Genomic DNA, 12,037 nt, shown 5'->3' with positions numbered 1-12,037 from the left:
TATATTTGAAATACCATTTAATTCCCGAAGATGAAAAAGATTGTAACCTGTACCGCTTTACTTCTGACATTTCTTTTTATTGGATGTAAAGAGCCGGAAAGTAATAAGCCAAAGGTAATTTACGATGCCACGAAAAATGCGGTAAACAATCCGGTAAAAAGAGATTCTTCACAAATTAAGATCGCCGATTTGCCGATCTATATGGAAGGAACCAAATACCTGATTCATGCTATCGGGGATATTCGGGTATACGACGGTCCGGGAAGCAGCTACGGATCCAGTAAAACCAACTCGGTGAGTTATGCAATTTCCAATTACAACCGCTTTGAGGTGACCGGGTATTTTCAGAATTTAAAATTCCAACATGTCGATTCGACAGCAATGCGAAGTCTTACGGATAAAGCCATTCAGATTCAAACGGCAACCTACCTGAATACGATCGCCGATAAAACCAAAAAACAAATTCTGGTGTATTCGTTAGTCGATTCGGATACCAATCGCGACGGGAAAATCGATTCCAACGATATCAAATCGCTATACCTAAGCAATTTTAACGGAACCCATTTTACCAAATTATCGGATGATTTGCAGGAATTATTGGATTGGAATGTAGTAGAAGTGCAAAACCGACTGTATTTCCGTACGATTGAAGACATCAATAAAAACGGAGCGTTCGATAAAAAAGATCAGGTGCATTATTTCTTCGTAAACCTGATGGATAAAGAATGGAAGGCAGAAGAATATATGCCGATCTAAATCAGGATATCGCTTTCTAAATCCGATTTTTCAATCTTAAAATCAAAACCGAGTTTGGCGACCAATTCGGTTACTAGCTTTTTATACCAGTTTTCCGATTTCGGATGAATGTATATCGTCTCGATAAGGGTATTGATATCCACATTGATTTTTAACCCTTCGTTGATCGATAGCTTTTGAGACGTAACGTCCGAAATAATCCGGATTTCTTTTTCGTACTGAAAACTTTTACGTTTAAAAAGGAATGGGAAAAAAGCATCGTCAAACGGAATGTACTCCTTTTTATAATCGATATAGTGTACTTCACCTATATATTGCTCAAAATGCTTTTCCGGGGCCAAAGCGGCTTTTAAACGTCCAACGGTCGACTGTATCGCCAATCCTTCGTTGTTTTTGGTGAAAATTTGCCACATCGCGAAAGATTCGTATTCGTTGGCATGCCAACTACTGATCACGACATTTTCGCGATGCGACTTATAATAGTCCAGGAACTTGGGATTGTTCTCTGCAATTTTTTTGATTTCTTCAAAAGTAGGCTCGCTAAACGTGCCTTCGTATTGGTCTTCGAATTTATCCGAACGCGACATAAACATTTTCTGATACAGTAACAGATCCAGGAATTTCGACAAGTCGAGATACTTCCAGATAATGGTATCCGGGTTTTCAGGAAGTGTGATATTCGGATTCTGTCTGTACATAGGCTGTTTATTCGAACGATTGCATCATAACCAGTTTAGAATAGGTTCCGTTTAAAGCAAGCAATTCGTCGTGCGTACCTTGTTCTACAATTTCACCTTTTTGCATTACTACGATCTTATCAGCCTTTTGAATGGTTGAAAGTCGGTGTGCGATCACAACCGAAGTTCGGTTTTGCATCATATTTTCCAAGGCCTGTTGTACCAAACGCTCGCTTTCGGTATCCAAAGCCGAAGTTGCTTCGTCCAGGATCATAATCGGTGGATTTTTCAAAACAGCTCTCGCGATAGACAAACGTTGCTTCTGACCACCGGATAGTTTGTTTCCGCTATCACCGATATTGGTATCGATACCATTTGGCAGGTCTTTTACAAACTCGTAGGCATTAGCCACTTTTAAGGCTGCAAGGATCTCGTCGTCGGTAGCATCCTGTTTGCCTAAAAGGATGTTGTTTTTAATCGTATCGTTAAATAGAATACTATCCTGCGTTACAAGTCCCATCAGGCCACGTAACGCATGTAGGTCGTAATCTTTAATATTGATGTTGTCAATTTTGATTTCACCTTCCTGAACATCGTAAAAACGCGTCAACAAATTGGCGATAGTACTTTTTCCGCTACCGGATTGTCCTACCAAAGCCACGGTTTTACCTTTTGGCACTTCCAGTGAAAAGTTTTTCAGCACATTTTCATCCTCATAACGGAAGTTGATGTTTTCGATTTTGATCGAATCGTCAAAAGTTGTTTTCTGAATCGCATCCGGTTTGCTGGTAATCGGATTTTCTTCTTCCAGAATTTCCAGAACCCGTTCGGCAGCGGCATTTCCTCTTTTAATATCGTATGACGCTTTGGAAATCGCTTTGGCCGGCGTCAGGATATTATAAGCCAGTCCCATATAGGCGATAAATTGTGCGCCCAATAAGGTTTTTTCAACCAATACCATATGACCGCCAAACCATAATAAGATGGCGATAACCATGATTCCCATAAATTCACTTACCGGAGACGCCATGTTCTGACGGTTCATGATTTTGTTGGAAAGGTTAAAATAACGATCGGTAGACGAACTGAATTTTTTATTGAAATACGCTTCCGATGTAAACCCTTTGATCACTTTTAAGCCCCCAAGGGTTTCTTCAACGATCGATAAAAACATTCCCTGTTCCTGTTGTGCTACAGTCGACTGCTTTTTTAATCGCTTACCGATTAATGAGATCACAAAACCTGAAACCGGAATAAAAATAAACACGAAAATGGTCAGCTTTACACTAATGATTAGCATACCAACAATGGTGAAGATAATCGTTAGCGGTTCTTTGATGATCAGCTCCAGTATCGAAAGGTAGGAACTTTGTACTTCTCCTACGTCCCACGTGATACGGGAAATGGTATCCCCTTTTCGTTTTTCGGAAAAGAACGAAAGCGGTAACTCCACGGCCTTTTTATACATCGCATTTCGAAGATCGCGCAGCATTCCGTTTCGAAGGAAAGTGGCGAAAAACAAGGCCAGGTAGTTAAAAAGGTTCTTTAATAAGAAAATGGAAATAATGATCGCAACCAAAATTCCCAGCGTATAGTCGATACCTTTGGCTTCGGAAGTGGTTGTAACAAAATAGTTAAAATAGTCTTCACCAAAAGCTTTGATGTTTTCGATACCGGTATACTGTGGTGCTTCGGTAATTTTTTTGGTTTCTCCGAACAACACCGACAACATCGGGATCAGTGCCATAAACGAAATGGTGCTGAATAAAGCATACAGGATATTGAACGCAATATTCAGGTAAGCGTATTTTAAATAAGGGATCGCAAAGCGAAAAATTTGTTTAAAGTAGGTCATTTTATGATAAATTCATTCCTGTAATAATGTTCTCGATTTTGTCGTCCAGGAATTCTTCCGCGGCAGCGATTTCGTCGAGACTTTCTATTCGCGCATTTACGCTAAAATAGAATTTGATTTTTGGCTCCGTACCACTTGGACGGGCGCATATTTTACTACCGTCTTCCAGATAGTAAATCAGTACATTCGATTTTGGAATATCCAGTGTGCCGGTTTCTCCGGTAAACATGTTTCGGGTAGTCGAATTTTGATAATCCTCTACAAAAATAACACGTTCGCCATTGATTTCTTCCAGCGGATTGTTTCTTAAATCAGACATCATTTGTTTGATTTCGTTCGCACCGTCGATTCCTTTTTTGGTGATCGAAATCAGGTGTTCTTTATAAAAACCGAAATCCACATACATTTGTAGTAATTCTTCATATAACGAACTTCCCTTAGCTTTTGCCTGAGCCGCGATTTCGCAGACTAATAGGGTAGCGGTAACAGCGTCTTTATCGCGAACGGCATCACCGGCCATAAAGCCAAAACTTTCTTCGCCGCCACCGATAAATTTTTGTTCCGGGAAATCTTTGATCATTTTAGCGATCCATTTAAAACCGGTCAATCCGACTTTGCATTCGATTCCGTAAACATCGGCTAATTCCAACATCATCGGTGTGGATACAATGGTTGATCCGATAAATTCGGTTCCGGTAATGCGACCTTGTTTTTTCCATTGTTCCAATAGGAAATGGGTCATCAGTACCATCGACTGATTTCCATTTAGTAAAAGTAGCTCACCTTCAGTATTGCGAACGGCTACACCAAGTCGGTCGCTATCCGGATCGGTTCCGATTACGATATCGGCTCCGGTTTTTTCGGCCAACGCCAACGCCATGGTTAAGGCTTCCGGTTCTTCCGGGTTAGGCGATTTTACCGTTGGGAAATCCCCGTTGGGTTCCGCTTGTTCTTTAACGATGGCTACATTTGTATAACCGGCTTTTTCCAATACATCCGGAACCAGTTTGATGGACGTTCCGTGTAGTGATGTAAATACGATTTTTAATTTTTCTTTTGCCGATGTTGGTGTGTTAAAACTTCCATTTTCGATGGCCGAATTAATAAAGGCTTCGTCTACGGCGGTGTCGATATATTCGATCAGATCGTTATTGGCTTCAAATCGGATTTGATCGTATTGTAAGGCTTCGATGGTTTGTATGATCTCATGATCCTGTGGTGGAACCAATTGGCCGCCATCCTGCCAGTACACTTTATAACCGTTGTATTCCGGTGGATTGTGTGAAGCGGTTAATACAATTCCGACGTGACATTCCAGGTGTTTAACGGTAAACGATAACTCCGGTGTCGGACGCATATCCGAAAATAAAAATACTTTGATACCATTGGCCGAAAATACATCGGCAACCACTTTGGCCAGTGTGTCGCTGTTATGACGACAATCGTAGGCAATAGCGACTTTAAGCGCTTCGCCCGGGAATGATTTTTTTAAATAATCCGAAATTCCCTGTGTATTTTTTCCTAAAGTATATTTGTTAATTCTATTGGTGCCAACACCCATGATACCTCGCATTCCTCCGGTACCAAATTCCAGGTTTTTATAAAAACTATCTTCCAGTTCTTTTGGAGAAGACGTCATCATTTCCTTGATTTTTTCCTGAGTTTCCGAATCAAATACCGGACTGTTAAGCCAGATATTGACTTTATCGAGTAGCTGCTGTTCGATGTGCATGTTACTTTTTTTTATGTTGTTATAAACTAAATATTAACCTTTTCGGCAATTTTATAGCGTTCTTCGTTGTTTTTGGTACGAAGAATAATTTCGCCTAAAAAGCCGGCTAAAAATAGTTGTGTTCCAATGATCATGGTAGTTAGAGCAATATAAAACCACGGATTGCTGGTCACTAAAATAGTGTGCTGGTGGTGATAGAGTCGGAATAGTTTAATAAAACCGATATATCCGGCTGCCAGAAAACCGATGCTAAACATCAGTACACCCAGGGCGCCAAACAAGTGCATGGGTCTTTTTCCGAACCGGGATAAAAACCAAATGGTAATCAGATCGAGAAAGCCGTAGATAAAACGTTCCATTCCGAATTTGGTGGTGCCGTATTTTCGTGCCTGGTGAATCACAACCTTTTCGCCAATTTTGGCAAAGCCTGCATTTTTCGCCAGTACCGGAATATAACGGTGCATTTCACCGGAAACCTCGATATTTTTGATTACGATATTTTTATACGCCTTTAGGCCGCAATTAAAATCATTTAACTGGACACCCGATGTTTTACGAGCGGCCCAGTTAAACAATTTTGAGGGTAAATTTTTGGCTACGACCGAATCGTAACGCTTTTTTTTCCAACCCGACACCAGGTCGTACTGTTGGTCGGTAATCATATGATATAATTCCGGAATCTCGTCAGGACTGTCCTGTAAATCGGCATCCATAGTAATGATAACATCACCTTGGGCTTTTGCAAAACCGGCATGAAGCGCCTGCGATTTTCCGTAATTCCTTAAAAAGCGGATTCCTTTTACATTGGGATCCTGAGCCGATAACGTTTCAATCAGCTTCCAGGAATTATCGGTACTGCCGTCGTCAATAAAAATCACTTCGTAAGAGAAGTGGTTGGCTGTCATGACACGGACAATCCAGGAATGCAGTTCCGGGAGCGATTCGCTCTCGTTTAATAAAGGAATTATTATGGATAAATTCATTTAATTTTTTATTCTAATGTATTGGTTTTGTTTTTGAAAATCAACGCCAGGATAGCACCGAATATAGCAATGAAAACAAAGCTTACAACCAAACCTTTTAACTGGCTTGCGATACTGTAATTGTCTGTTTCTTTCATTTTTTCAACCGTCTCTTTTATAGCTGCAGTAGGCGTGTTGAATTTTTTAAGCATGTCAACGGTGTATTCGATAGACATTTGGCTGATGGTTTCTTTGGCTGATGGATCGATAAAATTAAACAAAATGATGTTGAAAACTACCCCTAAGATAGCACCGATAACTCCAGAAATAAAGTATACAGTAAAGGCTTCCTTAAAAGTGATACCGCCCAGTTCTTTTTTGGTTTTGGAAAGTAGTATAACTCCTAAAACGATGTAAATGATAATGCTTGCAATTCCGATCCAGGGATTAACAAATAGCGATACGTCAATGGCATAAATTAAAGTAGTGACTAAAATGGAAAATACACCCATTATGATACCAAAATTAATCCCGTTTTTTTTGATTGTAGCATTCATAAAAATTTAGTTTTTGGTTAATTAATTTACAAATATAAGAATTACCTTTATAGGAGCGTTAAAAAATATAAACTGTAAGGATTCAAAAAAATCGAGGGAAAGATTTGATATTTCAAAATTAATTGTAAATTTGCAGCCTTAAATAAAAAGATTATAAACAAAAAGTTGTAGACCGTTTATACCTTTTGAAAAACAAAAGCTTCAAAACGGGTTACAGCCACAAATAAAAAAGATTTACATCATGAAAAAAGGAATTCACCCAGAAAATTACAGATTAGTAGCATTTAAAGATATGTCAAACGAAGACGTATTCATCACTAAATCTACTGTAGATACTAAAGAAACAATTGAAGTTGATGGTGTTGAATATCCAGTGTTTAAAATGGAGATTTCAAGAACGTCTCACCCATTCTACACAGGTAAATCAAAACTTATCGATACTGCTGGACGTATTGATAAATTCAAAAACAAATACGCTAAATTTAGTAAGTAATAAGTGTTCAAAATTTAAAAGAAGCTTCCCTTTCGGGAGGCTTTTTTTATTTTTATATCTGACGGAAAACTTTGTAACTTTGGTAACGAATCATACGGCACTAACAGATGAACTACATCCTTTTTGACGGAGCAGTCCGACAGGCACTGCTACCGTTTACGTTTACCCGACCTGTGGCAGACATCCGGATCGGAATATTAACCATCCGCGAAAAATGGGAAAAATACCTGGGGTATACAACCACAACGATCACCGAGGAATACCTGATGGAAAAATTCCCAATGGTCGAAATGCAGGAAAATATTATGATTAACGCTTCGTTCCTTCCGAATGAAATACTGACGGAGATGATCACGAATCTGGAGCCGAATCAGGCGATTTTTCACCACGAGGATGTGATCGCGTTCTATACGCAGGATTCGCAGGAAGAAGTGGATTTTGATACCTATGAGATTATAGACTATACGGATGACTGTATCAAAATTGAACATACGTGGGACATTTTTCAAAAAAATGACAGCGCTTTACGCGAAGATTTCGAATTGCTTACCGAAGGGCGTACGTCGCAACCGATTCCGAAGAGTGTGAATGTAATCGCACCGGAAAATATTTTTATCGAAGAAGGAGCCAAACTGGAGTTTGTTACGTTAAATGCAGCGACCGGTCCGATTTATATCGGGAAAAATGCGGAGATTATGGAAGGAACCGTAATCCGTGGGCCATTTGCATTAGGCGAAGAAGCGGTGGTAAAACTGGCTACCAAAATATATGGTGCAACAACTGTTGGTCCGCATTGTAGAGTAGGTGGAGAAATTAGCAATTCGGTATTGTTTGCCTATTCAAATAAAGGACATGACGGGTTTTTAGGAAACTCCGTTTTGGGCGAATGGTGTAATATGGGAGCGGATAGTAATAATTCCAACCTGAAAAACAACTACGAAGAAGTCAAATTATGGAGCTATGAAACCGAAGCAATGGAAAAAACCGGCTTACAGTTTTGTGGTTTAATGATGGGTGATCATAGTAAATGCGGAATCAATACAATGTTTAATACCGGTACGGTAGTAGGCGTATGTGCGAATATTTACGGCGGCGGATTTCCGAAAAACTTTATACCGAGTTTTTCATGGGGTGGAGCCGACGGCTTTACGGAATACATTCCGGAAAAAGCATTTGCTACAGCCGAAAACGTAATGTCGCGACGTCATGTGAGCTTTACGGAACAGGATAAAGCGATACTGGAACATGTATTTGAAGAAACGGCAAAATGGCGCTAAACCATTTTTTAAAATAAATCTGAAAAACCACAATCGTGTGAAACGGTTGTGGTTTTTTGTTGGTTGTTGTTGCAAATTTAACGCGGCAGTATGGTGAATCTTTAAAATAAGCCTTATCTTTAAAGTGAAGTAACCCAAAAATAATCTTACAATGTATAGAGTTGAAAACGACCTGTTAGGGGATTTGAATGTTCCTGAAAAGGCATATTACGGGATTCAAACCCAACGTGCGATTGATAATTTCCATATTTCCGGAGTACGTTTATTTCAGTATCCCGAATTTATAAAAGGACTGGCCTATGTAAAATGGGCGGCTGCCGAAACCAATTTTACGTTAGGATTGTTGGACGAAAAATTAAAAAATGCGATTGTAGCGGCTGCCAAGGAAGTGATCGAGGGTAAATTCGACAAAGAATTCCCAATCGATATGATACAGGGAGGTGCCGGAACATCGACCAATATGAATATTAATGAAGTATTGGCTAACAGAGCGTTGGAAATTATGGGGCATCAGAAAGGGGAATATCAATATTGTTCGCCTAACGATCATGTTAACCTGTCACAATCGACTAACGATGCGTATCCGACATCAATCAAACTGGCGGCGATCAACTCGAACATCAAATTGATAGGTCATTTAAAATTACTGATAGCGTCGTTCCGAAAAAAAGGAGAGGAGTTCAAATCGGTATTAAAAATGGGACGTACGCAATTACAGGATGCGGTACCCATGACGTTAGGACAGGAGTTTGAAGCGTTTGCAGCCAACCTGGAAGAAGAAATCGAACGACTCAACCAGAATTCGGCCTTGTTTTTTGAAATCAATATGGGCGCTACAGCCATCGGAACCGGATTAAATGCCGTTCCGGGTTATGCAAAACTTTGCGCCGAAAATCTGGCAAAAGTATCGGGACATCCGTTTGTGTCGGCACCCAATCTGATTGAAGCGACACCGGATACGGGATCGTATGTGATTTATTCATCCGCTTTAAAACGAATGGCGATCAAAATATCTAAAATATGTAACGATTTACGACTGCTTTCATCCGGTCCGCGTTGTGGTTTAAACGAAATTAATCTACCACCGATGCAACCGGGATCTTCGATTATGCCGGGGAAAGTAAATCCGGTAATTCCGGAAGTGATGAATCAGGTATGCTACCGTGTAATCGGGAATGATCTTACGGTAACCATGGCAGCCGAAGCCGGACAATTGCAGTTAAACGTAATGGAACCGGTGTTGACCTATGCCATTATGGAATCGATGGAGTTGCTGGCGAATGGTATGGATACGTTACGACTAAAATGTGTGGACGGTATTACTGCCAATGTCGAACATTGTCGTGAAATGGTATTACACAGTATTGGTATTGTAACGGCACTTAATCCGTATATCGGATATAAAAACAGTACTAAAATTGCCAAAGAAGCTTTGGAAAGTGGTAAGAGTGTCTATAACCTCGTTTTGGAACACAATATATTGTCTAAAGAACAACTGGACGATATCCTGAATCCGGAAAATATGCTGGCACCAAAAGGCTAAGCTATAAAATAAAAAAACCGAACTCAATGTTCGGTTTTTTTATTTGTGATAGATTAATCGTCTACTCTTAAAAATTCACCTTTGGAGTTGAATTTTAATTCCAGACCGTTGTTTAAATCTATCTCATAATCCCAGGCACCTTTGTCGATTTTTACGATCGCGGCACCTTTATAATGCGTTTGGACATATGTCAAAATTGGAGTCGGGATAACACTGTTTGGAATGGTGTTTTTGTTGCCGTCAACTTCTTCCCAGTTTCCTTTACGGTCAAATTCAATTTCGGTACCGTCGGCCAACTGTACTTTATAGTCCAGTGAAAAGGTTTCTTCGTCCTTTAAAATGTAATTGGGCGTTTGTTTTGGAAAATGTTTTTTTAGAAAATTCTGTGCATTAGCGGGTAATTGCGCCATAGTAATACTGCTTTTTTGTGCCTGAGCGGTAAAGCCGGTTAAAAAGATCATAAAAAGCGCGATAGCTGTGAATCGGAAATTCAATATTGTTTTCATAGTCGAATTGGTTTTAAAATTTGATACAAGATTACAACCTGAATTAGGAAACAATTGGGAAAAAATAAAAAGAGCTCGTTTTTTATGGGAAATTAATACTAAACACATGTTCCCCGTCGAAGGCGTATCTAATATACAAATTATAATTGGAACTAATTGATTTTACGATGGCTAATCCGAGTCCGGTAGAGTTTTCATTCGTACTGTGGCGTGCAAAACGGTTAAAGATAAAATCGGAATCCAGCGGTTTGTCGGAACCGGAATTCCGTATTGTCAGTTGTTTTTCAGACAAACCTATAGTAACCGTACCGTCGGGACGATTGTGTAGAATCGCATTTTTGATCAAATTGCTTAGTAACGTCACAGCGAGTCCTTTGTTCATCGTAAAAAGTAACGGCTCATTTTGAACAACCTGAAGTGAAACCGATTTAAAAGCGGCAAAATCTTCGAAATCGGATAAAACCTGTGCGGTAAGCTCGTTAAAATCGACAACGGTTTCGTCCGGAAATTGCTTGTTTTCAATTTTGGAAAGCATCAAAAGCGACTTGTTTAATTTTACCAGTCGCGAAAGTGTATCGGTTATTTTACCAACTGAGTCCATTTGTTCTTCCGTTAAAGTGTTGTTTTCGGCAAATAATTCCAGTCGGTTAATACTAATAGCCAACGGTGTTTGTAATTCGTGCGACGCATTTTCGATAAACTGTTTCTGACTCGCATAGGTGGCTTCATTCCGTTTTAATAAGGCTTCCAGTTCTTTTCCGAGGACTTTAAACTCGTCGATAGGGGAAGGCGGTGCTGTAAAAGCGGTACCGGTTCCGAGTTTAAAATGACGCAGTTTGTCCAACAAAGAATAAAACGAACGCCATACTTTTTTCAGAATAAAATAATTGATGATCACAATGCTTACGACCAACATAATATAGAGCGCGATTAAGGCAGTCATCAGATCTTCCATTAATTCATCTTCTTCCACCATCGAAGCGGTGATCGTCAGTTCATACGGATTACCGTCGGATGCCATAAAAACCGTTTTTAATACGCGTACCGGTTCGTAATCATCATCATATTCCATGTATTTATGATCATTATAGATCACATTCTGATTGTCGTCATCATCGTCATCATCGTCCTTATTGTTTCGGGCGATATAACGTCCCATTGGGACCGGTTTTATGGTAAACTGGTTAATTTCCGATTCGTGGTTAGTGAGTAACTCCGGACTTTCCTGAGCTTTTCGGATGATCAGTAATTTGGAATTTTTTAGTCCATCGTCAATATTATCGTAGACTTCTTCCAGAATGACCATATAAAACAGACTCGCCCAAAGGGCAATAACACCCAATAAAGCGATAAGAAGGTAGCGTAATGTATAAACCTGGAGTTTCATAATCAGCTCATTCGGTAACCAATGCCATAAACTGCCTGGATATCGATTTCGGCAGTGGCATCTTTTAGTTTTTTACGTAAATTTTTAATCTGAGAATAGACAAAATCGAGATTATCGGCCTGATCAATATAGTCGCCCCAGACATATTCGGCCAGAGCGGTTTTGTTGATCAATCGGTTCGGGTTCGTGATAAAATAGTATAACAAATCGAATTCCTTACGGTTGAGTGTCAGTTCGGTATTGTTTACGCTAACGGTGCGCTGTTCGGGCGAAAGGGTAATGTTGTTCCAGT

Annotated in this window: 12 protein-coding genes; 4 read left to right on the top strand and 8 right to left on the bottom strand. The window is 39.8% G+C overall.

Going from position 1 to position 12,037, the window contains the following annotated elements; translation table 11 throughout:
• The first annotated feature begins 30 nt into the window (after positions 1–30).
• Positions 31–756, top strand: coding sequence for a hypothetical protein (locus Q1R07_RS09640; protein WP_300489200.1), 726 nt, complete (start codon positions 31–33; stop codon positions 754–756).
• Here Q1R07_RS09640 and Q1R07_RS09635 read toward each other — a convergent pair.
• The 5 genes from Q1R07_RS09635 to Q1R07_RS09615 are packed head-to-tail and all read right to left on the bottom strand — an operon-like array spanning position 753 to position 6,539.
• Positions 753–1,454, bottom strand: a complete 702-nt coding sequence (locus Q1R07_RS09635) for a hypothetical protein (RefSeq protein WP_300489197.1) — start codon at positions 1,452–1,454, stop codon at positions 753–755. The genes Q1R07_RS09640 and Q1R07_RS09635 overlap by 4 nt on opposite strands.
• A gap of 7 nt (positions 1,455–1,461) precedes the next feature.
• Positions 1,462–3,288 (bottom strand): ABC transporter ATP-binding protein, encoded by a 1,827-nt coding sequence (locus Q1R07_RS09630; protein WP_300489194.1) that lies wholly within the window; start codon positions 3,286–3,288, stop codon positions 1,462–1,464.
• A 1-nt stretch (position 3,289) separates the two neighbouring features.
• Positions 3,290–5,020 carry a phospho-sugar mutase gene (locus Q1R07_RS09625; protein WP_300489191.1) on the bottom strand — a complete coding sequence of 577 codons (1,731 nt, stop codon included), beginning with the start codon at positions 5,018–5,020 and terminating at the stop codon, positions 3,290–3,292.
• A gap of 26 nt (positions 5,021–5,046) precedes the next feature.
• Positions 5,047–6,003 (bottom strand): glycosyltransferase family 2 protein, encoded by a 957-nt coding sequence (locus Q1R07_RS09620; RefSeq protein ID WP_300489188.1) that lies wholly within the window; start codon positions 6,001–6,003, stop codon positions 5,047–5,049.
• An 8-nt stretch (positions 6,004–6,011) separates the two neighbouring features.
• On the bottom strand, positions 6,012–6,539 hold the full coding sequence (locus tag Q1R07_RS09615; protein ID WP_300489185.1) for a DUF4199 domain-containing protein: 528 nt from the start codon (positions 6,537–6,539) through the stop codon (positions 6,012–6,014).
• Between the two features lie 241 nt (positions 6,540–6,780).
• On the opposite strand from Q1R07_RS09615, the gene Q1R07_RS09610 reads away from it, so the two are divergent.
• The 3 genes from Q1R07_RS09610 to aspA all read left to right on the top strand — a co-directional run bounded on the left by Q1R07_RS09610 (position 6,781) and on the right by aspA (position 9,852).
• A complete protein-coding gene (locus Q1R07_RS09610) occupies positions 6,781–7,032 on the top strand; it encodes a type B 50S ribosomal protein L31 (RefSeq protein ID WP_136402384.1) in 252 nt (83 codons plus the stop codon).
• Positions 7,033–7,139: 107 nt separating this feature from the next.
• Positions 7,140–8,309, top strand: a complete 1,170-nt coding sequence (locus tag Q1R07_RS09605) for a GlmU family protein (RefSeq protein ID WP_300489182.1) — start codon at positions 7,140–7,142, stop codon at positions 8,307–8,309.
• Between the two features lie 151 nt (positions 8,310–8,460).
• Positions 8,461–9,852, top strand: a complete 1,392-nt coding sequence (aspA, locus tag Q1R07_RS09600; protein ID WP_300489179.1) for an aspartate ammonia-lyase — start codon at positions 8,461–8,463, stop codon at positions 9,850–9,852.
• Positions 9,853–9,905: 53 nt separating this feature from the next.
• Here the strand turns inward: aspA and Q1R07_RS09595 are convergent, their stop codons facing one another.
• The 3 genes from Q1R07_RS09595 to Q1R07_RS09585 all read right to left on the bottom strand — a co-directional run.
• The gene (locus Q1R07_RS09595; RefSeq protein ID WP_300489176.1) at positions 9,906–10,358 is read right to left on the bottom strand and encodes a PepSY-like domain-containing protein; all 453 of its coding nucleotides are present in this window, start codon (positions 10,356–10,358) and stop codon (positions 9,906–9,908) included.
• A gap of 82 nt (positions 10,359–10,440) precedes the next feature.
• Positions 10,441–11,745 carry a HAMP domain-containing sensor histidine kinase gene (locus tag Q1R07_RS09590; protein WP_300489174.1) on the bottom strand — a complete coding sequence of 435 codons (1,305 nt, stop codon included), beginning with the start codon at positions 11,743–11,745 and terminating at the stop codon, positions 10,441–10,443.
• A 2-nt stretch (positions 11,746–11,747) separates the two neighbouring features.
• The coding region (locus tag Q1R07_RS09585; protein ID WP_300489172.1) for a winged helix-turn-helix domain-containing protein at positions 11,748–12,037 on the bottom strand (290 nt) is incomplete at its 5' end.

Origin of the sequence: Flavobacterium sp. (assembly GCF_030146175.1) — a bacterium.
Lineage (GTDB): Bacteria > Bacteroidota > Bacteroidia > Flavobacteriales > Flavobacteriaceae > Flavobacterium.
The sequence above is the reverse complement of the archived record's forward strand: the minus strand, read 5'-3'. Positions and strand labels throughout refer to the sequence as shown.

Coding starts and splice junctions, on each gene's coding strand:
- Q1R07_RS09595 (WP_300489176.1), bottom strand. CDS start 10,358: ATGAAAACAATATTGAATTTCCGATTCACAGCTATCGCGCTTTTTATG.
- Q1R07_RS09630 (WP_300489194.1), bottom strand. CDS start 3,288: ATGACCTACTTTAAACAAATTTTTCGCTTTGCGATCCCTTATTTAAAA.
- Q1R07_RS09605 (WP_300489182.1), top strand. CDS start 7,140: ATGAACTACATCCTTTTTGACGGAGCAGTCCGACAGGCACTGCTACCG.
- aspA (WP_300489179.1), top strand. CDS start 8,461: ATGTATAGAGTTGAAAACGACCTGTTAGGGGATTTGAATGTTCCTGAA.
- Q1R07_RS09625 (WP_300489191.1), bottom strand. CDS start 5,020: ATGCACATCGAACAGCAGCTACTCGATAAAGTCAATATCTGGCTTAAC.
- Q1R07_RS09610 (WP_136402384.1), top strand. CDS start 6,781: ATGAAAAAAGGAATTCACCCAGAAAATTACAGATTAGTAGCATTTAAA.
- Q1R07_RS09620 (WP_300489188.1), bottom strand. CDS start 6,003: ATGAATTTATCCATAATAATTCCTTTATTAAACGAGAGCGAATCGCTC.
- Q1R07_RS09590 (WP_300489174.1), bottom strand. CDS start 11,745: ATGAAACTCCAGGTTTATACATTACGCTACCTTCTTATCGCTTTATTG.
- Q1R07_RS09640 (WP_300489200.1), top strand. CDS start 31: ATGAAAAAGATTGTAACCTGTACCGCTTTACTTCTGACATTTCTTTTT.
- Q1R07_RS09635 (WP_300489197.1), bottom strand. CDS start 1,454: ATGTACAGACAGAATCCGAATATCACACTTCCTGAAAACCCGGATACC.
- Q1R07_RS09615 (WP_300489185.1), bottom strand. CDS start 6,539: ATGAATGCTACAATCAAAAAAAACGGGATTAATTTTGGTATCATAATG.